Origin of the sequence: Lentzea terrae, from assembly GCF_003265345.1 — a bacterium.
Lineage (GTDB): Bacteria > Actinomycetota > Actinomycetes > Mycobacteriales > Pseudonocardiaceae > Lentzea > Lentzea terrae.
Genome location: NZ_QFWW01000003.1, coordinates 73577 through 94029, shown reverse-complemented (window position 1 = coordinate 94029; position 20453 = coordinate 73577). Strand labels below are relative to the sequence as shown.

Sequence of the window (20453 nt, the reverse complement as noted above, 5' to 3'; positions counted from 1 at the left end):
AGGACAGAGCGTGACCGGCCGATGACTCTCGCATGATCAAGAAGACGCTTGTCGCGACTGCTGTCATCGGTGGCGCCATGCTGGTCGCCGCGTCCCCCGCTTCCGCTGGCGACGAGGGCCGCGCCGGCGGTCACGGCATCAGCATCGCTGACAACCTGTGTGCCGCTCCGTGGCAGTGGAACGGTCCGGCCTCGCTGCTGCACGAGGGCCACGCGCCCGGCTACGCCGCGTGCAACGACAACCACGCCGGTGGTGGTTCGGACATCAGCATCGCCAACAACGCCTGCTTGCTGCCGTGGCAGTGGAACGGCCCGGTGGAGTTGCTCACGGTCGACCACTCGCCGTCCTACGTCGCCTGCAACGGCAACTCGGCTGGCTGATCGCCGGAACAGTCGCGGGGACGGGCCGTCCCCGCGACTGTCCTGTCAGGACAGCTCGCGCTTGAGCACCTTGCCCATCTCGTTGCGCGGCAAGGCTTCCAGATAACGCACCACGCGCGGCCTCTTGTGCGGCGCCAGCAGCTTCGCCACGTGGTCGGCCAACACGGTCGGTTCCGGCGCTTCGCCCGCCGGCACCACCCATGCCACGATCCGCTCGCCGAGGTCGTCGTCCGGCTCGCCCGTCACCGCCACCTCGGCCACCGCCGGGTGCTCCAGCAGGGCGTTCTCGATCTCGCCCGCGCCGATCTTGTAGCCACCGCTCTTGATGAGGTCGGTGGCCCTGCGCCCGACGATGCGGATGTACCCGTCGGGGTCGCGCACCGCCATGTCGCCGGTGGAGAACCAGCCGTCCCGGAACGCCGCTTCCGTCGCGTCGGGCCGGTTCAGGTACTCCAGGAACAGGTTCGGCCCGCGCACCTCGATCTCCCCGATGGCGCCGCTGCCGACGTCGTTGCCCTGCTCGTCCACCACCTGCACGTCGACGCCGTCCACCGGCAGCCCGACCGCACCGGGCCTGCGGTCGCCGTCGAACCGCACGCTGACGTTCATCAGCGTCTCGCTCATCCCGTACCGCTCGACGATGCCCTGCCCGGTGGCCTTGGCGATCCGCTCGTGGTCGCTGGCCGGCAACGCAGCGGACCCCGAGACCAACAGTCGTGCCTTCCGGAACTGGTCGGCCAAAGCGCCGTCGGCCTCCACCGCCTCGGCGATCCGGTGGTACATCGTCGGGACGCCGAACATCATCGTGGCGCCGGTCGCGAGCTCGTGACCGATGGCCTTCGGCGAGAACTTCACGTGCCGCACCGAGCCGCCGAGCCGGAGCGGGCCGAGGATGCCGATGCCCAGGCCGTGCACGTGGAACAACGGCAGCCCGTGCACCAGGACGTCGTCGGCGGTCCACTGCCACGCCTTGGCGAGCGAGTCGATGTTCGAGGTCAGCGCCCGGCGTGGCAGCACCACGCCCTTGGGCGGTCCGGTCGTACCGGAGGTGTAGATGACCAGGGCAGGAGTCTCGGGACCCGGTACCGGGAACTCGCCCGGTGTGCCGAACACGATCGGTTCGTCGCGCAGCACCAGGTCGGGCTTGCTGTCGCCGAGGATGTGCTCCAGTTCGCGCTCACCCAGCTTCGGGTTGAGCGGCACGATCGCCACGCCCGCGAGCAGCCCCGCGACGACCGCAACGCAGGTCTCCAGCGTTGAAGTCGCCCACACCGCGACCCGTGTGTGCCCGCGTAGCCGCTCCGCCAACGTCCCAGCCGCCTGATGCAGCTCGGCGTACGTCAGGGACTTCGCACCGAAGCGCAGGGCCTCGCGGTCACTCGGTTCAGCGAACATGGACATAGCGTCGTACGAGGTGCTGGAGGACGCATCGGAAGTGTGGGTTCGACCACGTACTACTCTGGACAATCGTGCTAGTGCTCGCCGTCGACACGGCCACCCCCGCAGTCACCGCCGGTGTGGTCGAACTCGCGCCAGACTCCCCGCCGCGCCTGCTCGCGAAGCGGGTGACGCTCAACGCCAAGGCGCACGGCGAGCTGCTCACCCCGCACATCAGCGACTCGCTCGCGGAGGCCGGCAAGACGTTCGCCGACCTCGACGCCATCGTCGTCGGCGCAGGTCCCGGCCCCTTCACCGGCCTGCGGGTCGGCCTCGCCACCGCAGCCGCGCTCGGCCAGGCCCTCAACCGCCCGGTCTACCCGGTGGCCACCACCGACGCGATCGCCAAGGACGCCGCCAGCGGCCACCCGCTGCTCGTCGCGACCGACGCCCGGCGCAAGGAGGTCTACTGGGCCGCCTACGACGCCGCCGGCCGCCGCACCGACGGCCCGCACGTCGAGCGCCCGCAGGACCTCGCCGAGAAGCTGCCGACGCTGGGCGTGCACCACGCGACTGGTGAGGGCGCCGAGATCTATCACGAGATCCTCGGCTTGGAGCTGCTCCAAGCGAAGCACCCGACGCCGGAGGGCCTCGTCGCCGCCGCGGCCGCCGAGGTGCTCGCCAAGGCCCGCCCGGCCGCGCTCACCCCGCTCTACCTGCGCCGGCCCGACGCGGTCGAGCCCACCGGGCGCAAGCGGGTGACCAGGGCATGACCACCGGCACCGTCACGCTCGCGCCGCTGCAGCACGCCGACGTGCCCAGGTGTCACGAGATCGAGCTGGCGTTGTTCCCCGGTGAGGACCCGTGGAGCGAGAACGCGTTCCACAGCGAGCTCGACAACGGCAACTACTACATCGGTGCCTACGCGGACAACGAGCTCATCGGCTACGCGGGGCTCGCCGCGAGCGAGTTCGAGGCCAGCGTGCACACGATCGCGGTGATCGGGCACTGGCAGGGCAGGGGCGTCGGCAAGAAGCTCCTGAAGGACCTGCTCGCCCGCGTGGACGAGCTCAACGTGCCGGTCTACCTCGAGGTCCGCACGGACAACGAGCCCGCGATCGCCCTGTACCTGGCGCACGGCTTCGAGCACCTCGGCCTGCGCCGCCGCTACTACCAGCCGTCGGGTGCCGACGCGTACACGATGGGAAGGCCAGCTCAAAGTGTCTGACAGGCTCATTCTCGGCATCGAGAGCTCGTGCGACGAGACGGGCTTCGGCATCGTCCGCCTCGGTCCGGACGGCTCGCTCGAACTGCTCGCCGACGAGGTCGCCTCCAGCGTCGAGGAGCACGCGCGCTTCGGCGGCGTCGTGCCGGAGGTCGCCTCTCGTGCGCACCTCGAAGCGCTGGTCCCGACCATGCGCCGCGCCCTGGACGCGTCCGGTGTCGAGCTCTCCCAGATCCACTCCATCGCCGTCACCGCGGGCCCCGGTCTCGCCGGTGCGCTGCTGGTCGGCGTGTCCGCCGCGAAGGCCTACGCCGCCGCGCTGGGCAAGCCGCTCTACGGCGTGAACCACCTGGCCGGCCACGTCGCCGCCGACACGCTGCAGCACGGCCCGTTGCCGAGCCGCTGCCTCGCACTGCTGGTCTCCGGCGGCCACTCGCAGCTGCTGCTCGTGGAGGGCGGCCTGGCGAACTCGATCACCGAGATCGGGTCCACCGTGGACGACGCGGCGGGCGAGGCGTACGACAAGGTCGCGCGGCTGCTCGACCTGCCCTACCCCGGCGGCCCGCCCATCGACAAGCTCGCCAAGCAGGGCAACGGCTGCGCGATCGCCTTCCCGCGCGGCCTCACCGGCCCGCGGGACGCGAAGTACGACTTCTCGTTCTCCGGCCTGAAGACCTCGGTCGCCCGCTGGGTCGAGCGCGCCGAACGGGCCGGCGAGGAGATTCCGCTGGCCGACGTCGCCGCGTCGTTCCAGGAGGCCGTCGCGGACGTGCTGACCGCCAAGGCGATCCGGGCCGCGAAGGACCTCAAGGTCGACACACTGGTGATCTCCGGCGGCGTCGCGGCGAACTCGCGGCTGAGCGGTCTGGCCGCCGAACGCTGTGCCGAGGCGGGCATCGAGCTGCGCGTGCCGAGGCCCCGCCTCTGCACCGACAACGGCGCGATGATCGCGGCGCTCGGCGCCCACCTCGTCGCGGCGGGCGCCAAGCCGTCCCCGATGGACATCTCGACCACGCCGGGCCTTCCGGTCAGCACGGTCCAGATCCTCTGATCAGACGCGGTTGAGCCCGGGGTTCCGGTCTTCGATCACGAAGGAAGCCTTCGTGGTGACGGGAGCTCCGGGCTTCTGCACGTAGTCGAGCGCACGGAAGTCCGCCCGCACCTCGCGTGCGGTGAACTTGGTGCGCACGTACCCGCGCCGGTTGTTGAAGTACTTCACGTGCGGGTTCTCCGCGAGGACCGCCGGCGTCTCCGGGCGCTCTTCCGAACCGTCGCCGCCAGACGTGATCGACGTCGACACGAGCTCGGTGCCGATCGTCCGCGACGACGAGTCGTTCCAGCGCTCCTTGATGTCCGCAGCCCACGCGGCGTGCACGTCACCGGTCAGCACCACCGTGTTGCGCGTGTCGCGGAACCCGGCAACGACACGGTCGCGGTTGGCCGCGTAGCCGTCCCACGCGTCCATGTTGTTGCGTTCGCCCGCACCCGGCGTGAAGTCCAGCTGCGAGAAGAACACCTGCTGCCCCAACACGTCCCAACGCGCTCGCGAGCGCTTGAGACCGTCCAGCAGCCACTTCTCCTGCGCCGCACCGGTGATCGACCGCGTCGGGTCGAGCCGCTCCGGGCACGTCTTGAGCCCGTCGCCACAGGCCTGGTCGTCGCGGTACTGCCGGGTGTCGAGCATGTGGAAGTTCGCGAGCCCGCCCCATTGAACGCGGCGGTAGAGCTGCAGATCGATGCCGGACGGCTTGTTCCTGATCGGCATGTTCTCGTAGTAGGCCTGGAAAGCGGCCTCGCGGCGCTTCAGGAAGTTCGGCTGCGGGATCTCCGGCTTCTCGTAGATCTCGTCGGCCCAGTTGTTGTCGATCTCGTGGTCGTCCCACACGACCGACCAGGGCGCCACGGCGTGCGCTTCCTGGAGGTCGAGGTCCGACTTGTACTGCGCGTGCCGCTGGCGGTAGTTGGCGAGCGTCTCGGTCTCCGGGCCCTCGTGGTCACGCGGGTTGCCGCCCGGCGCCACGTAGACGCCCTTCTTGTACTCGTACTGGTAGTCGCCGAGGTGCAGGATCAGGTCCGGCTGGTCCTCGGCCATCCGCCGGTACGCGGTGAAGTAGCCGTGTTCGAACTGCGAGCAGGACGCGAACGCCATCGTGAGCCCGCTGCCGATCGCCCACGGAGCCAACGCGGTGCGCGTGCGGCCGGTCCTCGAAATGTGCCCCTCCGCGGAGAAGCGGTAGAAGTACTCGCGGCCGGGCAGCAGACCGCGCACGTCCACGTGGACGCTGTGCCCGAACTCGGGCCGGGCGTGGGCGGTGCCGCGGCGGACGACCAGCCGGAACCGCTCGTCCAGTGCGATCTCCCACTTCACCTGGACGACGCGGGACGGCATGCCGCCCATGCCGTCCTCCGCGAGCGGTGTGGGTGCCAGGCGCGTCCACAGGACCACGCCGTCGTAGGTCGGGTCGCCGGATGCGACGCCGAGAGTGAACGGGTCGGAGAGGCGATCCGACCCCGCGCCGACGGTGGTGAGCGCAAGTCCCCCGATGAGGAGTGCGCGTCGCGTCACTCGAGTCATGGTGAGACCTTCACCCACCAGGGTGGATGTCAGGTGAACGTTTCCCCTAAAGCCTGTGAAGCCCTGGAACTCGGTCCTCCACGGCGAACGACGCTTTCGTGTGGACGGGCGAACCCGGCCGCGTCACGTAGTCGAGCCCGCGGAAGTCCGTGCGCAGCTCATCGGGCGTGAACCTGGTCAGCGTGTACCCGCGCCGGTTGTTGAAGTACTTCACGTGCGGGTTCTCGCGCAGCCACGCTCCCGTTTCCTCGTACTCCTCCGAGCCGTCGCCTCCCGCGGAGATCGACGTGGTCACCAGTTCGGTCGCGAGGGTCTTCGACGACGCGTCGTCCCAGCGCTGCTTGATCTCGGCGCCCCAGGCCGCGTGCACGTCTCCGGTGAGCACGACCGGGTTTCGGACGTCCGCGAACCTGGCCACGATCCGATCGCGCGAGGCGACGTAGCCGTCCCACGCGTCCAGCAGGAACTTGTCGACGTCACCGGGGATGTAGTCGTACTGCGAGAAGAACACCTGCTGGCCGAGGACGTCCCAGCGCGCCGATGCCTCGCGGAAGCCGTTGAGCAGCCACTCTTCTTGCTGGTCGCCGAGCATCGTGCGGTCGGGAGCGAGCCGTTCCGGGCAGAGCTGCAACCCGTCCCCGCAGGCCTGGTCGCTGCGGTACTGCCGGGTGTCGAGCATGTGGAACGTGGCCAGCGAGCCCCACCGGATCCGCCGGTACAGCCGTGGTGACCTGCGGATCGGCATGTTCTCGTAGTACGCCTGGAACGCCGCTGCCCTGCGGTGGGCGAAATCCTCCTGCGGTGTGTCCGGCTGCAGGCCCGCCCAGTTGTTGGCGATCTCGTGGTCGTCCCACACCACGGCCCAGGGTGCGGCGGCGTGCGCTTCCTGCAGGTCCGGGTCGGCCTTGTACTGGGCTTGGCGGCGGCGGCAGTCGGCGAGCGTCACGGTCGTGGGGCCCTCGATGTGGCGGGCGATGCCGTTCGGCGACTTGTGGAGGCCGGCCTCGTACTCGTAGGTGTAGTCGCCGAGGTGCAACACCAGGTCGGGCTCGTCCTCCGCGAGCCTGCGGTACGCCGTGAAGTAGCCGTGTTCGTACTGCGCGCACGACGCGAAGGCCATCGTGAGCGGCACCTCCAGCGCGCCGGGGGCGGGCGTGGTGCGGGTGCGGCCCGTCCGGGAGAGGTGCCCGAGCGCGGAGAAGCGGTAGAAGTACTCGCGTCCCGGCGCCAGCCCGGCCAACTCGACGTGGACGCTGTGGCCTTCTTCTGGTCGAGCCGTGGTGGAACCCTGCTGGACGATCTTGGTGAAACGGTCGTCGTGGGCGACCTGCCATAGGACCTCGGCCGGGCGGTTCGGCATGCCGCCGAGCCCGTCCTCCGCGAGCGGTTCAGGGGCCAGCCGGGTCCACAGCACCACCCCGTCGGGTGCCGGGTCGCCCGAGGCCACGCCGAGTGTGAAAGGGTCTGCCGGCCGGGCGGACGCGGCGGCCGAGAGCGCTGTGACTCCCGCCACGCCGGCGAGCAGCAGCGTGCGGCGGGTCAAGGTGGGCATGCCTGGAATACGGCTCCCACCGGGTGAGTGGTTCGGGGGTCTCGTTGAAGGGTTGGCACTCTCATGGGTAGAGTGCCAATTGCACGGCACCAGCACCGCCCCGACCCCCGCGACGGCGGGGTGGCAGGAGCCGTAACAACGAAACCTGCCAACGACCCGTGGAGGTCATCCCGGTGAGCGTGAACATCAAGCCGCTCGAGGACAAGATCGTCGTTCAGGCCTCCGAGGCCGAGACGACCACTGCCTCCGGCCTCGTGATCCCGGACACCGCGAAGGAGAAGCCCCAGGAGGGCAAGGTCCTCGCGGTCGGCCCCGGCCGCATCGACGACAAGGGCAACCGCATCCCGGTCGACGTTGCCGTCGGCGACGTCGTCATCTACTCGAAGTACGGCGGCACCGAGGTCAAGTACAACGGCGAGGAGTACCTGATCCTCTCCGCTCGCGACGTGCTGGCCGTCGTCAACTAAGACGCTCGGCTGTCATGTGACGCCCCGGCGCCCCATCCGGGGTTTCCGGGGCGTTTCGCCATTCAGAGAGGCTTTGAGGTAAATGGCCAAGCAGATCAGCTTCGACGAGGACGCTCGTCGGGCGCTTGAGCGCGGCGTGAACAAGCTCGCGGACACGGTCAAGGTCACCCTTGGCCCGCGTGGGCGCCACGTCGTGCTCGACAAGAAGTTCGGTGGCCCCACGGTCACCAACGACGGTGTGACGATCGCGCGCGAGATCGAGCTGGACGACGCGTTCGAGAACCTCGGCGCGCAGCTCGCCAAGTCGGTTGCCACCAAGACCAACGACGTCGCGGGTGACGGCACCACCACCGCCACCGTGCTGGCGCAGGCGCTGGTCAAGGAAGGCCTGCGCAACATCGCCGCGGGTGCGAACCCGACCGCGCTCGGCCGTGGCATCCAGGCCGCCGCCGACGCCGTCGTGGACGCGCTCAAGGCCAAGGCCACCCCGGTCAAGGGCCGCGACAACATCGCGCAGGTCGGCACCGTCTCCTCGCGGGACGAGTCGATCGGCGCGCTGCTGGGCGAGGCCATCGAGCGCGTCGGCGAGGACGGTGTCATCACCGTCGAGGAGTCGTCCACGCTCGCGACCGAGCTGGTGATCACCGAGGGTGTGCAGTTCGACAAGGGCTACGTGTCGACGCACTTCTCGACCGACCTCGAGGCGCAGGAGGCCGTCTACGAAGACGTCCGCATCCTGCTGCACCGCGAGAAGATCTCGGCGCTGGCCGACGTCCTCCCGATCCTCGAGAAGGTCGCGGAGTCCGGCAAGCCGCTGCTGATCATCGCCGAGGACGTCGAGGGCGAGGCCCTGTCCACGCTGGTGGTCAACGCCGTGCGCAAGACGCTGAAGGTCGTCGCCGTGAAGGCGCCGTTCTTCGGTGACCGCCGCAAGGCGTTCCTGGACGACCTCGCGGTCGTCACCGGTGGCGAGGTGATCTCCTCGGAGATCGGCCTGAAGCTGTCCGAGACCACGCTCGACCAGCTGGGCTCGGCCCGCCGCGTCGTCGTGACCAAGGACGACACCACGATCGTGGACGGCGGCGGCACCAAGGCCGACATCGCCGGCCGCGCGGAGCAGCTGCGCCGCGAGATCGAGGCCACGGACTCCGACTGGGACCGCGAGAAGCTCCAGGAGCGCCTCGCGAAGCTCTCCGGCGGCATCGCCGTGATCAAGGTCGGCGCCGCCACCGAGACCGAGCTCAAGGAGCGCAAGCACCGCATCGAGGACGCGGTCGCCGCTACGAAGGCCGCGGTCGAGGAGGGCATCGTCCCCGGCGGTGGCTCCGCGCTCGTGCACGGCGCCAAGGTGCTCGACGGTGGCCTCGGCCTGACCGGTGACGAGGCCACGGGTGTCGCGCTGGTCGCGAAGGCCCTGTCCGCGCCGCTGTTCTGGATCGCCGCGAACGCCGGCCTCGAGGGCGCCGTCGTGGTGAACAAGGTCCGCGAGGGCGAGTGGGGCTTCGGCATCAACGCCGCCAAGCTCGAGTTCGGCGACCTGCTGGAGCAGGGCATCATCGACCCGGTGAAGGTCACCCGCTCCGCTGTGGCGAACGCCGCCTCCATCGCGCGCATGGTGCTCACGACCGAGAGCGCCGTCGTCGAGAAGAAGGCGGACGAGCCCGCTGCTGCCGGTGGCCACGGCCACGGTCACGGGCACGGCCACTGAGTTTTTGAACTCGAAGAAACGGGCGGCACCTCCGAGGTGTCGCCCGTTTCTTTTTAAACGATTGCCAACTGGCGCTTGCGCGCCTTGATGATGTGGTCACGCTCCGATTCCGAGAGCCCGCCCCAAATTCCATATGGTTCCTGCACGGCGAGCGCGTGTTTGCGGCACATCTCCAGCACCGGGCAGGCGAGGCAGACCGCCTTGGCTCGAGCTTCCCGGCGGGATCTCGCGGGGCCCCGTTCGCCGTCCGGGTGGAAGAAGAACGCGCTGTCCATGCCCCGGCACGAACCGCGCATCTGCCAGTCCCACAGATCTGCGTTGGGACCGGGGAGCCTTCGGGTGTCCGCCATCGAGACCGCCTCCGTGACGACTGCTCCATTCGGCTTAACGATGATCCACCGTAGAACCGCGTCAAAACTTGTTCAAGAGGCTGAAGACCCAAATCAACTGATGGGTGACGACACGCGTGTTCGATCACTCACCGCCCGGAGTTGCCGCCCGGATGAGGTGAACGGAACATGGCTCTCGTGATGACCCAGCCGGAGCACAGATCTGCCGGTAGTCACACGAGTGAGCCCCTTCTCTCAGTGGCCGCGGTGGCCAGGCGACTCGGCGTGGCTCCCGCCACCCTTCGCACGTGGGACCGCCGCTACGGGCTCGGCCCGAGCGGCCACACGGTCGGGCGGCACCGCAAATACGGCCCACGCGACGTGGCTCGCCTGGAATTGATGCAGCGCGCTCTTCTTCGTGGCGCGTCATCGGCCGAGGCGGCCCGTTTCGCTTTGGACTCAAAATCCTCGATGACGCACGGCGAGGTTCCCGTCGCACCAACGGGTGGCGGTCGCGGGCTGAAATTGGCCGGAGCGTCTCGATTGGCGCGCGGCCTCGGCCGAGCGGCGCTCGCGATGGACTCCATCGCAGTGCAGGGCATGCTCGCCGACGCGCTCGCGTCCGACGGGGTGATCGCGACCTGGAACGAGGTCGTGCGTCCGGTGCTGACCGCCGTCGCCGCGCGGTGGCAGCTGTCCGGTGCCGGCGTTGAGGTCGAGCACCTGTTGAACGAGTGCGTGCTCGCTTCGTTCGTGCGCGCGACACCGCTCGTCACTCTCGGGCGCAACCATCGGCCCGTGCTGCTGGCGTGCATGCCGGAGGAGAGGCACAACCTTCCGCTCTACCCGCTGGCCGCTGAGCTGGCGCAGCGCGGTGTCGTCGTGCGGCAGCTCGGGGCAGCGTTGCCGGTGGACGCCTTGGCAGCCGCGGTGCGCCGGACCGCGCCCTCGGCCGTGGTGTTGTGGGCGCAGCTGCCCCGGTACGCGGATCCCGGCGTGCTGACCGCTCTGCCGCGCACCCGGCAGCAGGTGCGGTTGTTCGTGGGCGGGCCGGGATGGCGACGCGGGGTGGTCACGGCGCCGGCCGAGCGGGTGGAGGACCTCGCTGCCGCCGTCGACGCGGTTGAGGCAGCAGTGACCTGACGCCCTCGCGCCCGCGCCTTCTCGACCCCGCGCCTCTCGTGCCCCCGCCTCTGGGCTCGTGCCCCGCCTTTCGGCCCATTCCCTCGACTCGCGCCGGCTCCCCGCGCCTCGCGCTTGCGCCCCCGACGCTCGGCCCGTGTCCTCGACCTGGCCGCCCTCGGCCCGTTCCTCCGGTTCGCGCCCTCGCCCCTCCGGTTCGCGCCCTCACCCCGTGCCCTCGACCCGCGCGCCCCTCGCGCCTGCTCCCTACACCTCGGGCCGCGCCCGCCTGTCGGCCCGTGCTCGCGCCCCTCGCCTCGCGGCCGTGCCCTCGACCTGACCGCCTGTGTCCTCGGCTCGTGCCCTCGCCCCGTGCGCTCGCCCCGTGCCCTCCGCATGCGCCCCGTGCCCTCGCTCCCTCGCCTCGCGCCGGCTCCCTCGCCTCGGGCTCGCGCCCCCCGCATCTCGGCCCGTGCCCTCAACCTCACCGCCCTCGCCGCCCGCCGCCGAGCCGCTCGCGACCTGACGGCACACTCTCCGTGTGGAAGAGGAGCTGCGCCGAGCCGCCTTCGGTGACTCACCCGATCTCGACGTCTGGTCCGCGCTCGCCTCCTCCAACTCCCGCGCGAGGTGGCTAGCCGCCGTCGTCCTAGGCGGCCAAGGCCACTACGCGGCGGCGGCGACCGTCTTGGATGCGCTCCGTCACGACCCCGACCCGGTGATCGCGTCCCTCTCGCTGTCCACCCGCGCGTCGCACCACCGTCAGCTCGGCGCCCATCACCTCGCCCGTGCCCTCGACGGCGCCGCGCTTGCCCGCCTGCAGACCACCGGTGGTGGCGATCCGGACGGGATCGACGCGGACAGTGCGCGGACGGACGCACTGCTCGGGCTCGCCGCCGATTCCCTGGGCGCCGGACGCCTGCACGAGGCTCGTCGGCTGCTCGCGCGAATTGAGACGCACGGCTGGAGGAGTGAGGTCCGCAAAGGGTGGGTAACCGCAGAGGTTGAGCTCGCCTCCGGTCAGGCGCACGCCGCGGTGGCTCCCGCCGAGCGGGCGTACGGCGTAGCGACGAGCAGAAAGGCTCTGCGGCACGAGCTCAAGTCGGCGCTCGTTCTGGGCACCGCGTTGGTCGTGTGGGGGACACCCGACGGGTCGACAAGAGGGGTTGAACTGGTCGAGTGTGAGCTAAATCACAGTGTCACGAAGGGGCTTCATCCGTTGATCTGGCCGAGCGCTCTTGTCCTGGTGGGCCATGCCCCCACGGTGGGCGCAGTCGCCATCGACCGGGCGACGGAGGCTCTGAGCTGCGTGTTACGCAGAGCTGATCCCGTCAGCCGTCGGGTCGCCCTTGATTCCCCGTGGGTGCCGAGTGGGCTGCTCCGTTCCGGGGAACCCCCGAACGCAGACCCTCAGATGAACTTCTTGACGGATTAAGCACCGGATCGTGTCAAGGTTGGGCCGCGAGCGTCCGATAGGGGAGATGGAACGTCACTCGGCTGCAGGAAGGAGTCCCCGTGACCACGGTCCTTATTTGCGACGACCGGCGCAGTGTGCGGGAGGGTCTCACCCGCGTGATGTCGGCTGTCCCCGGGGTTAGCCGCATCGACTGCGTAGCGCACGGTGACGAGTTGTTGGCTCGCTTTTCCAGGCAGCCGGTTGACGTCGTTCTGGTGGGAACCCAGCGCGCCGTCCCGACCGGGGTGGAAGCAACTCGGCGACTCGTCTCCGCGAATCCGCAGGCAAACGTCATCGTATTCGGAGCACCCGACGACGCGGGCAGCATTGCCGCCGCGATCGCCGGTGGCGCCCGCGGCTACCTGAGGTGGGACGCGTCGCGTCCCGAGCTTGTGGCAGCCCTCGCGCACACGCTCGCCAGCACCTCGGTGCCCGCGCCGCGTCAGCCCTCCGACCCCGGCGTGCAGCTCACGGAGCGCGAGCTCCAGGTGCTGCGCGGCATGAGCCAGGGCAAGAGCAACGGCCAGATCGGCCGCGAGCTCTACCTGTCGGAGGACACGGTGAAGACGCACGCCCGTCGTCTCTTCCGCAAGCTCGGTGTTCGTGACCGCGCTCAGGCGGTCGCGCACGGCTTCCGGCGCGGTCTCGTCCAGTAGCTCGTCGCCGCACCGGCCCCGCGTCCTCATATGCCGCATGTGGGGAAGCGGGGCCGGTGGCGTGAGACGCCTCACCCGCTGCACCCGGTGGGTCTTCGGGTCGCGCGGTTAGCCCAGCCCGGTGACAATGTCGCCGGGCTGGAGTCATTCGGCGTGTCTGCTGGTCACGCGGGGTGTCCATACCCCTCTGATGAACAAAAGGCGCCGAGACCGGTACGGTGAGATCTGTTGCGACGAGTCGCCGTGAGTGACTCGTGCTGGTTCATGTCGGTACGCCAACAAGTAACACCAGGGCTGTTGTCTGCGATGACCAACTTGGGGGACGGACTGGACGCCGAAGTGGGCGCGGCCGTCGACGGCGACCGCCAGGCGATCGAACGCCTGCTGGCCTCCATTCGTCCTCTTGTGGTGCGGTACTGCCGCGCCAGAGTTGGCAGGCAGGAGCGAAGCTTCGCTTCGGCGGACGATGTGGCCCAGGAGGTGTGTCTCGCGGTGCTCACGGCATTGCCCAGCTACCGCGATCAGGGTCGGCCCTTCCTCGCGTTCGTATACGGGATCGCGGCGCACAAGGTTGCCGATGCACATCGGTCTGCCGCCAGGAACCGCTCCGAGCCCGTTCCAGAAGTTCCCGACGCGCCGGAGACCGAAGCTGGTCCGGAGCAGCGGGCGATGCAGGGCGAACTCTCCGATCGGATGGCTGTACTACTGCGCGTCCTGCCGGAGAAGCAGCGGGAGATCCTGCTGTTGAGGGTGGTGGTCGGGCTTTCCGCCGAGGAAACTGCCGAGGCGGTCGGTTCGACGCCGGGTGCGGTCCGGGTGGCGCAACACCGTGCGCTGGCTCGGCTCCGCAAGTCGCTGGCAGCGGAGGAGGTGGTCTGAGTGGCCGACGAGCACGGAAAGGACGACGAGCAAGTGCGCGGACAGGACGATAGAACCCCGCACGAACCCGTCGCAGACGATCTTTCGGCTGTGCAGGCCGATGACAGGCTGCTGGACGCACTGGGGTCCGCGACACCAGGTGCGGCCGGCTCTCTGGTCGACGACGAGCTGAACGCGTTGCTCCTCGCATGGCGCAACGAGGTGGAGACCGCGCCCTTCGGCGAGCTGGTCGACACCGAAACCGCCGTCGCCACCATCCAGGCTGCCCGCCCGCAGCCGGTGAGCAGGCATCGCTTCCTGATCCCGCTGGCAAGCGCGGCGGCAGTGCTGGCCATCGCCTTCACCGGCGTGAGCCTGGTCGCCCGCGACGCCCAGCCGGGTGACGCGCTCTGGGGGCTCACCCGAGTTCTCTACTCGGAGCACGCGAAGTCGATCGAAGCCGCGGCCATCGTGCGCAGCGACCTCGACTCGGCCCGCCTGGCTCTGCGCGAGGGCAAGGTCAGCGAGGCCCGCGAGAAGCTGGACAAGGTGGAGGCCAGCCTGGGGTCGGTCTCGACCGCCGACGGCAAGGCCCAGCTCGAGGAGAAGCACAAGGAGCTCGAGAACGAGCTCAACACCAACACCTCGACCGCCTCGCCGCCCGCGACCACCCCGCCGGTGACGAAGCCGACCGAGCCCACCAAGCCCACGACGGCCTCCTCGACGCCGTCGAGCGTGCCGACCACCACCACGACGCCGCCCACGTCGAGCACGTCGGAGACCCCTCCGCCACCGACATCGGCCGGCGCCGGCGAGAACCCGCCGCCGCCGCCTCCGCCTGCCGAGCCCGGCACCGGCGAGACGCCTGGTTCCAGCGGTGCGACCCAGGGTGAGTCGCAGGGCAAGACCGGGGGCAACTGACCCTCGTCCCCAATTGAGACGCAGTGTGAACGGCCCCTGATCCTTCGAGGTCAGGGGCCGTTCACATGTCTGGGGTGGTCACACGTCAGGTGGAATGGGCTGCGCCGGAACGCACGCCGACCGCGCCCGGCGCACCACGGGTGCGCCGAATCACGTCGAGGTCGGCACGTCAGCGCGCGGACTCCGTGGCTGTCACGCCGTCCGCATATCCCCGGCAGTACTCCCAGCTCACGTACGCGCCGGGGTCCGGGTCGAAGGCGGGCTCGTGCGGGCGCATCCGCCCGTCGGCCAGCAGCTGTTCGAGTGAGGCTCGCAACAGCGCCCAGTCGTGGTAGTGGGGTTCCTGGCACTCGCCGCAGTCCACGACGATGCCGCGCACCCCGCGGTGTTCGAGCAGCGCCTGGTAGACGGCGAGGTCGCTCAGGTCGCTGACCAGCTCGGCTCGTTCGTCGTCGTCCATCGGGGGATGGTCGTGGTCCGGCTCGCCGAGGGTGAGCGCGGGGTCCTCGGGGTCGCCCTCGAAGGGGTCTGGTGGCAACGCGTCGTGCGGCACGACCCCGCACGGTACCCGCCGTACCCCCACAGCCGTCCAGATACCATGGGCAGCACCGCCTCCGCCTGCGGAAACCTGACCCGCCGGCAGAGTGGCACACCGCACGACGGAAGGCATGTCACCCGCTATGACCAGCGAGCTCAACGCTGACGGAGTCCCGAGCAAGTTCGCCATGCTGGGACTGACCTTCGACGACGTGCTCCTGCTGCCGGCCGAGTCCGACGTCGTCCCCAGTGGCGTCGACACGAGCACCAGGATCTCGCGCAACATCACCCTCAAGATTCCGCTGGCCAGCGCCGCCATGGACACGGTCACCGAGGGCCGGATGGCGATCTCGATGGCGCGTCAGGGCGGCATCGGCGTGCTGCACCGCAACCTGAGCGTCGAGGACCAGGCGCGGCAGGCCGAGACGGTCAAGCGCTCGGAGGCCGGCATGGTGACCGACCCGGTCACGTGCTCGCCGGACGACACGCTGGCCGAGGTCGACTCGCTGTGCGCCCGGTACCGCATCTCCGGTGTGCCGGTGACCGACGGCGACAACCGGCTCGTGGGCATCATCACGAACCGCGACATGCGGTTCGAGCTCGACCACAGCAAGCGCGTCAGCGAGGTCATGACCAAGGGCCCGCTGATCACCGCGCAGGTCGGTGTGTCCGCCGACGCCGCGCTGGGGCTGCTGCGCCGGCACAAGGTCGAGAAGCTGCCGATCGTCGACGGTGACGGCAAGCTGCAGGGCCTCATCACGGTCAAGGACTTCGTCAAGACCGAGCAGTACCCGAACGCCACCAAGGACCCGGACGGCCGCCTGCTCTGCGCCGCCGCCGTGGGTGTGGGCGAGGACTCGTTCCTGCGCGCCATGACGCTCGCCGACGCCGGTGTGGACGTGCTGATGGTCGACACGGCGCACGGCCACTCGCGCGGCGTGCTGGAGATGGTCGCGCGCATCAAGAAGGAGCTCGGCGACTCGGTCGACGTCGTCGGCGGCAACATCGCCACGCGGGCCGGTGCGCAGGCGCTGGTGGACGCGGGCGCGGACGGCGTGAAGGTCGGCGTCGGCCCCGGCTCGATCTGCACCACGCGCGTCGTCGCGGGTGTCGGCGTGCCGCAGATCTCCGCGATCTACGAGGCGTCGCTCGCCTGCCGTCCCGCCGGTGTGCCGGTGATCGGTGACGGCGGCATCCAGTACTCCGGCGACATCGCCAAGGCCATCGCGGCCGGCGCGTCCGCCGTGATGCTCGGCTCGCTGCTCGCGGGCACCACCGAGGCGCCCGGCGACCTGATCCTGGTCAACGGCAAGCAGTTCAAGACCTACCGCGGCATGGGCTCGCTGGCCGCCATGCAGTCGCGTGGCGAGAACAAGTCGTTCTCGAAGGACCGCTACTTCCAGGACGACGTGCTCAACGAGGACAAGCTCGTCCCCGAGGGCATCGAGGGCCGCACGCCGTTCCGCGGCCCGTTGTCGCAGGTCGTGCACCAGCTCAACGGCGGCCTGCGCGCGGCGATGGGCTACACGGGTTCCCGCACGATCGCGGAGCTGCAGAACCAGCAGCTGGTGCGGATCACGGCGGCGGGCCTGAAGGAAAGCCACCCGCACGACATCACGATGACCGTCGAAGCCCCCAACTACACCACCCGTTAGGGTTCTGCGGGCCGTCGAGCGGCTCGATCGTTCTATCGCTTGGAGAGGAACCACAGGTGCGCGATCTGGTCGAGATCGGCATGGGCCGGACCGCGAGGCGGGCCTACGAGCTGGACGACATCGAGATCATCCCGTCCCGTCGCACGAGGTCGTCGAAGGACGTCTCCACGACGTGGCAGATCGATGCCTACCGCTTCGACATCCCGCTGATCACCCACCCGACCGACGCGATCGTGTCGCCGGGCGTCGCGGTCGCGGTCGGCGAGCTGGGCGGCCTCGGCGTGCTCAACGCCGAGGGCCTCTGGGCGCGGCACGGTGACGTGGACGAGGCGCTGTTCCGCCTGGTCCAGGCCACGGAGGACAGCGACGACCCGGCCGCGGCCGTCAAGGTGCTGCAGGAGCTGCACGCCGCCCCGCTGCGGATGGACCTGGTCGCCGAGGCGATCAAGCAGGTCCGCGAGTCGGGCGTCACCGTGGCGGTCCGCGTCAGCCCCCAGCGCGCCGCGGAGCTCACCCCGGACCTGCTGGCCGCCGGCGTGGAGATCCTGGTCGTGCAGGGCACGATCATCTCGGCCGAGCACGTCTCACGCGACGGCGAGCCGCTGAACCTGAAGTCGTTCATCGCGGACCTCGACATCCCGGTGATCGCCGGCGGTGTCGGCGACTACCGCACCGCAATGCACCTGATGCGCACCGGCGCGGCGGGTGTGATCGTCGGCTACGGCTACACGCCCGGCGTGACCACCACCGACTCCGTGCTGGGCATCGGCGTGCCGATGGCCACCGCGATCGCCGACGCCGCGGCCGCCCGCCGCGACTACCTCGACGAGACCGGCGGCCGCTACGTGCACGTCATCGCCGACGGCGGTGTCATGACGAGCGGCGACGTGGCGAAGTCCATCGCCTGCGGTGCCGACGCCGTGATGCTGGGCGAGCCCCTCGCCGCCGCCACCGAGGCGCCGGGCCAGGGCCTGTACTGGACGGCCTCGTCCGCGCACCCGTCGGTGCCGCGCAGCCTGGTCGCCGAGGCGGTGGACCAGGAGCTCGACCTGCGCAAGCTGCTGTTCGGCCCGTCGTCGGACCCGCGCGGCGTGACGAACCTGTTCGGCGCGCTCAAGCGGGCCATGGCCAAGACCGGTTACTCCGACCTCAAGGAGTTCCAGAAGGTCGGTCTGACCATCCGGGGCTGACCCGACTGACCCAGAAGGGCGCGCTCAGACCGGGGCGCGCCTTTCTGCTTTGCTAAGCACCGTGCCGCTCGTTGAGATCACATATGCGCCCGACATGCCCCGCAAAGTGCTGAGGAAACTCGCCGAGATGCTTCCGCACGCCGTTTCCGTGGCGGTGGAGTGCCCGGAGGAGCCCTACGACGGCGACCTGCAGCCCGGTGACGTCGAGCTGTACTTCCGGTCTCGCGAAGAGTTCGACGTCAGCGAGATGGACGTGGTGGTCGAGGTGCGGTCCAGGTGGTTCGCGAGCCGTGCCGAGAACCAGCAGGACCGGGCCGACGACCTGTGCGCGGCCATCGAGGACGTGACCGGGCTGGCTCAGGTCGGCGTCTACCTCAGTCTCCCGATCGCGGCCTGGGCTCAAAGTTGATCTTGCAACCGGCCTGACCACTCACGCGTCCTGAAAGGCATGGACTTGGACTCCCTGTTCGGCGGCAGCACCGAAAAAGGCACGGATCTGGACTTGTTTGACACGGACGCCGAGGTCCAAGACGTCGAAGAAACCGAGGCCGACGAGGTCGAGGAAGCACCGGACGAGGACGAGAACGGCATCGGCTGGAAGGCGCTGGCCCTGTTCATCTGCGGCGGCCTGGTCGTGACGGGGCTCGTCGTGGCGTTCATGGTGTGGGTCATCGAGGGCCTGGTCCTCTGACTCGTTTCGCCGGCTGAACCGATCGGGGACTAGGCGTTACCGGAAGTAACGCCTACTCTCCGGTTCATGAGTGAACTCGCCGGTAACTTCGACGTCGTCATCGTCGGCTCCGGGTTCGGCGGCAGCGTGGCCGCGCTCCGCCTGACCGAGAAGGGCTACCGCGTCGCCGTCCTCGAGGCGGGGCGCAGGTTCGCCGACGACGAGTTCGCCAAGACCAGCTGGAACCTCCGCAAGTACCTGTGGGCACCGCAGCTCAAGTGCTTCGGCATCCAGCGCATCCACCTCCTGCGCAACGTCATGGTGCTGGCCGGTGCGGGCGTCGGCGGTGGCAGCCTCGTGTACGCCAACACGCTGTACCGGCCGCTCAAGCCGTTCTACGAAGACCGGCAGTGGGCGCACATCACCGACTGGCAGGACGAGCTGGAGCCGTTCTACGACCAGGCGAGCCGGATGCTGGGCGTCGTCACGAACCCCACGACGACCCCGAGCGACGTCGTCATGCAGAAGGTCGCCAAGGACATGGGCGTCGAGGACAGCTACCACGCGACGCCCGTCGGCGTGTTCTTCGGCGAGCCCGGCAAGAAGGCGCCCGACCCCTACTTCGGCGGTGCCGGACCGGAACGCACCGGCTGCACCGAGTGCGGCAGCTGCATGTCCGGGTGCCGGGTCGGCGCCAAGAACACCCTGGTCAAGAACTACCTGTACCTCGCGGAGCAGCTCGGCGCGCAGGTCTTCCCGCTGACCACGGTCACCAAGCTCAACGAGAGCAACGGCCGGTGGACCATCGACGCGAAGATGACCGGCGGCCGGGCGACCAGGAGCTTCACCGCGGACCAGGTGATCCTCGCCGCGGGCACCTGGGGCACGCAGCAGCTCCTGCACAAGGCCAAGGCCACCACCCTGCCGAAGATCTCGGCCAAGCTCGGCGAGCTCACCCGCACCAACTCCGAGTCGATCATCGGGGCGGCGCGCTACACGGTCGACCCGGACAACGACTTCACCCAGGGCGTCGCCATCACGAGCTCCATCCACCCCGACGAGATCACGCACATCGAACCCGTCCGGTACGGCAAGGGCAGCAACGCGATGGGCATGCTGCAGACGCTCGCCACGGACGGTGCGCTGAGCACGCCGCGATGGCTGCAGTTCCTCAAGCAGGCGGTCCGCCACCCGCTCAGGCTGTTGCGCCTGCTCAGCGTGCACCGGTGGAGCGAGCGGACGGTGATCCTGCTGGTCATGCAGAGCCTCGACAACTCCATCACCACGTTCCTCAAGCGCGGCAAGCTCACCAGCAAGCAGGGCCACGGCGAGCCGAACCCGGCGTTCATCCCGGCGGGGCACCAGGCGAACCTGTTGGCCGCCAAGCACATCGACGGCATGGCCGGCGGTACCTGGGGCGAGCTGTTCAACATCCCGCTGACCGCGCACTTCATCGGAGGCTGTGCGATCGCGGCCACCGAGGACGACGGCGTGATCGACCCGTACCACCGTGTCTTCAACTACCCCGGGCTGTCTGTTGTGGACGGTGCGGCGATCAGCGCGAACCTCGGCGTCAACCCGAGCCTCACGATCGCCGCGCAGGCCGAGCGGGCGTTCTCGCTGTGGCCGAACAAGGGCGAGCAGGACCAGCGGCCGGAGCAGGGCAAGCCGTACCGGCGGATCAACCCGGCGAAGCCGAAGAACCCCGCGGTTCCCGATCAAGCTCCAGCCGCATTGCGGTTGCCGATCGTGAAGGCGTCCTGACACGGTGGAGG

Annotated in this window: 21 protein-coding genes; 15 read left to right on the top strand and 6 right to left on the bottom strand. The window is 69.6% G+C overall.

Annotated elements, in window-relative coordinates; genetic code table 11:
* The first annotated feature begins 32 nt into the window (after positions 1-32).
* Positions 33-380 (top strand): hypothetical protein, encoded by a 348-nt coding sequence (locus DI276_RS06120; RefSeq protein ID WP_112262307.1) that lies wholly within the window; start codon positions 33-35, stop codon positions 378-380.
* Positions 381-425: 45 nt separating this feature from the next.
* Here the strand turns inward: DI276_RS06120 and DI276_RS06115 are convergent, their stop codons facing one another.
* Complete coding sequence (locus tag DI276_RS06115; protein ID WP_112262306.1) at positions 426-1781, bottom strand: acyl-CoA synthetase; 1356 nt, start codon at positions 1779-1781, stop codon at positions 426-428.
* A gap of 68 nt (positions 1782-1849) precedes the next feature.
* Between DI276_RS06115 and tsaB the strand changes: the two genes are divergently transcribed.
* From tsaB to tsaD, 3 genes are read left to right on the top strand one after another with little or no spacing between them, the layout of a single operon-like run.
* A complete protein-coding gene (gene tsaB, locus DI276_RS06110) occupies positions 1850-2530 on the top strand; it encodes a tRNA (adenosine(37)-N6)-threonylcarbamoyltransferase complex dimerization subunit type 1 TsaB (RefSeq protein ID WP_112262305.1) in 681 nt (226 codons plus the stop codon).
* Positions 2527-2985 carry a ribosomal protein S18-alanine N-acetyltransferase gene (gene rimI, locus DI276_RS06105; protein WP_112262304.1) on the top strand — a complete coding sequence of 153 codons (459 nt, stop codon included), beginning with the start codon at positions 2527-2529 and terminating at the stop codon, positions 2983-2985. The genes tsaB and rimI overlap by 4 nt, the downstream gene beginning before the upstream one ends.
* Complete coding sequence (tsaD, locus tag DI276_RS06100; protein WP_112262303.1) at positions 2978-4033, top strand: tRNA (adenosine(37)-N6)-threonylcarbamoyltransferase complex transferase subunit TsaD; 1056 nt, start codon at positions 2978-2980, stop codon at positions 4031-4033. Before rimI ends, tsaD begins: the two co-directional genes overlap by 8 nt.
* Here the strand turns inward: tsaD and DI276_RS06095 are convergent, their stop codons facing one another.
* Both DI276_RS06095 and DI276_RS06090 read right to left on the bottom strand, forming a co-directional pair.
* Positions 4034-5557, bottom strand: coding sequence for an alkaline phosphatase D family protein (locus DI276_RS06095; protein WP_112262413.1), 1524 nt, complete (start codon positions 5555-5557; stop codon positions 4034-4036).
* A gap of 46 nt (positions 5558-5603) precedes the next feature.
* Positions 5604-7109, bottom strand: coding sequence for an alkaline phosphatase D family protein (locus DI276_RS06090; protein WP_112262302.1), 1506 nt, complete (start codon positions 7107-7109; stop codon positions 5604-5606).
* Between the two features lie 173 nt (positions 7110-7282).
* On the opposite strand from DI276_RS06090, the gene groES reads away from it, so the two are divergent.
* Complete coding sequence (groES, locus tag DI276_RS06085; protein WP_030471993.1) at positions 7283-7576, top strand: co-chaperone GroES; 294 nt, start codon at positions 7283-7285, stop codon at positions 7574-7576.
* An 82-nt stretch (positions 7577-7658) separates the two neighbouring features.
* Positions 7659-9284, top strand: coding sequence for a chaperonin GroEL (gene groL / locus DI276_RS06080; RefSeq protein WP_112262301.1), 1626 nt, complete (start codon positions 7659-7661; stop codon positions 9282-9284).
* 53 nt (positions 9285-9337) lie between these two features.
* Here groL and DI276_RS06075 read toward each other — a convergent pair whose 3' ends face one another.
* Positions 9338-9634, bottom strand: coding sequence for a WhiB family transcriptional regulator (locus DI276_RS06075; RefSeq protein WP_112262300.1), 297 nt, complete (start codon positions 9632-9634; stop codon positions 9338-9340).
* A gap of 180 nt (positions 9635-9814) precedes the next feature.
* Here DI276_RS06075 and DI276_RS53355 point away from each other — a divergent pair, with 180 nt between their 5' ends.
* Positions 9815-10756 (top strand): MerR family transcriptional regulator, encoded by a 942-nt coding sequence (locus DI276_RS53355; protein ID WP_198680493.1) that lies wholly within the window; start codon positions 9815-9817, stop codon positions 10754-10756.
* 628 nt (positions 10757-11384) lie between these two features.
* Here DI276_RS53355 and DI276_RS49750 read toward each other — a convergent pair.
* Positions 11385-11696, bottom strand: a complete 312-nt coding sequence (locus DI276_RS49750) for a hypothetical protein (protein WP_157984544.1) — start codon at positions 11694-11696, stop codon at positions 11385-11387.
* A 554-nt stretch (positions 11697-12250) separates the two neighbouring features.
* On the opposite strand from DI276_RS49750, the gene DI276_RS06060 reads away from it, so the two are divergent.
* The 3 genes from DI276_RS06060 to DI276_RS06050 all read left to right on the top strand — a co-directional run bounded on the left by DI276_RS06060 (position 12251) and on the right by DI276_RS06050 (position 14626).
* Positions 12251-12847 (top strand): response regulator transcription factor, encoded by a 597-nt coding sequence (locus tag DI276_RS06060; protein ID WP_030471988.1) that lies wholly within the window; start codon positions 12251-12253, stop codon positions 12845-12847.
* Positions 12848-13153: 306 nt separating this feature from the next.
* Entirely contained in the window at positions 13154-13726 is a 573-nt protein-coding gene (locus tag DI276_RS06055; protein ID WP_030471987.1) for a sigma-70 family RNA polymerase sigma factor, read from the top strand.
* A 90-nt stretch (positions 13727-13816) separates the two neighbouring features.
* Positions 13817-14626 (top strand): anti-sigma-D factor RsdA, encoded by an 810-nt coding sequence (locus DI276_RS06050; protein WP_232836488.1) that lies wholly within the window; start codon positions 13817-13819, stop codon positions 14624-14626.
* A gap of 169 nt (positions 14627-14795) precedes the next feature.
* On the opposite strand, the gene DI276_RS06045 is transcribed toward DI276_RS06050, so the two are convergent.
* The gene (locus tag DI276_RS06045; RefSeq protein ID WP_232836487.1) at positions 14796-15179 is read right to left on the bottom strand and encodes a DUF5319 domain-containing protein; all 384 of its coding nucleotides are present in this window, start codon (positions 15177-15179) and stop codon (positions 14796-14798) included.
* 127 nt (positions 15180-15306) lie between these two features.
* On the opposite strand from DI276_RS06045, the gene guaB reads away from it, so the two are divergent.
* From guaB to DI276_RS06020, 5 genes are all read left to right on the top strand, one after another.
* Positions 15307-16818 carry an IMP dehydrogenase gene (gene guaB, locus DI276_RS06040; RefSeq protein ID WP_112262295.1) on the top strand — a complete coding sequence of 504 codons (1512 nt, stop codon included), beginning with the start codon at positions 15307-15309 and terminating at the stop codon, positions 16816-16818.
* A gap of 56 nt (positions 16819-16874) precedes the next feature.
* The gene (locus tag DI276_RS06035; RefSeq protein ID WP_112262294.1) at positions 16875-18008 is read left to right on the top strand and encodes a GuaB3 family IMP dehydrogenase-related protein; all 1134 of its coding nucleotides are present in this window, start codon (positions 16875-16877) and stop codon (positions 18006-18008) included.
* Between the two features lie 61 nt (positions 18009-18069).
* Positions 18070-18417, top strand: a complete 348-nt coding sequence (locus DI276_RS06030; protein WP_112262293.1) for a hypothetical protein — start codon at positions 18070-18072, stop codon at positions 18415-18417.
* A 39-nt stretch (positions 18418-18456) separates the two neighbouring features.
* The gene (locus DI276_RS06025) at positions 18457-18699 is read left to right on the top strand and encodes a hypothetical protein (protein WP_112262292.1); all 243 of its coding nucleotides are present in this window, start codon (positions 18457-18459) and stop codon (positions 18697-18699) included.
* Positions 18700-18765: 66 nt separating this feature from the next.
* A complete protein-coding gene (locus tag DI276_RS06020) occupies positions 18766-20442 on the top strand; it encodes a GMC family oxidoreductase (RefSeq protein WP_112262291.1) in 1677 nt (558 codons plus the stop codon).
* Positions 20443-20453: the final 11 nt, after the last annotated feature.

What these genes read in the sequence shown, in the direction of transcription:
- DI276_RS06120 (WP_112262307.1), top strand. Translation starts at nt 33, where the DNA reads ATGATCAAGAAGACGCTTGTCGCGACTGCTGTCATCGGTGGCGCCATG.
- DI276_RS06115 (WP_112262306.1), bottom strand. Translation starts at nt 1,781, where the DNA reads ATGTCCATGTTCGCTGAACCGAGTGACCGCGAGGCCCTGCGCTTCGGT.
- rimI (WP_112262304.1), top strand. Translation starts at nt 2,527, where the DNA reads ATGACCACCGGCACCGTCACGCTCGCGCCGCTGCAGCACGCCGACGTG.
- DI276_RS06095 (WP_112262413.1), bottom strand. Translation starts at nt 5,557, where the DNA reads ATGACTCGAGTGACGCGACGCGCACTCCTCATCGGGGGACTTGCGCTC.
- DI276_RS06090 (WP_112262302.1), bottom strand. Translation starts at nt 7,109, where the DNA reads ATGCCCACCTTGACCCGCCGCACGCTGCTGCTCGCCGGCGTGGCGGGA.
- groL (WP_112262301.1), top strand. Translation starts at nt 7,659, where the DNA reads ATGGCCAAGCAGATCAGCTTCGACGAGGACGCTCGTCGGGCGCTTGAG.
- DI276_RS06075 (WP_112262300.1), bottom strand. Translation starts at nt 9,634, where the DNA reads ATGGCGGACACCCGAAGGCTCCCCGGTCCCAACGCAGATCTGTGGGAC.
- DI276_RS53355 (WP_198680493.1), top strand. Translation starts at nt 9,815, where the DNA reads ATGACCCAGCCGGAGCACAGATCTGCCGGTAGTCACACGAGTGAGCCC.
- DI276_RS06055 (WP_030471987.1), top strand. Translation starts at nt 13,154, where the DNA reads ATGACCAACTTGGGGGACGGACTGGACGCCGAAGTGGGCGCGGCCGTC.
- guaB (WP_112262295.1), top strand. Translation starts at nt 15,307, where the DNA reads ATGACCAGCGAGCTCAACGCTGACGGAGTCCCGAGCAAGTTCGCCATG.
- DI276_RS06025 (WP_112262292.1), top strand. Translation starts at nt 18,457, where the DNA reads ATGGACTTGGACTCCCTGTTCGGCGGCAGCACCGAAAAAGGCACGGAT.
- DI276_RS06020 (WP_112262291.1), top strand. Translation starts at nt 18,766, where the DNA reads ATGAGTGAACTCGCCGGTAACTTCGACGTCGTCATCGTCGGCTCCGGG.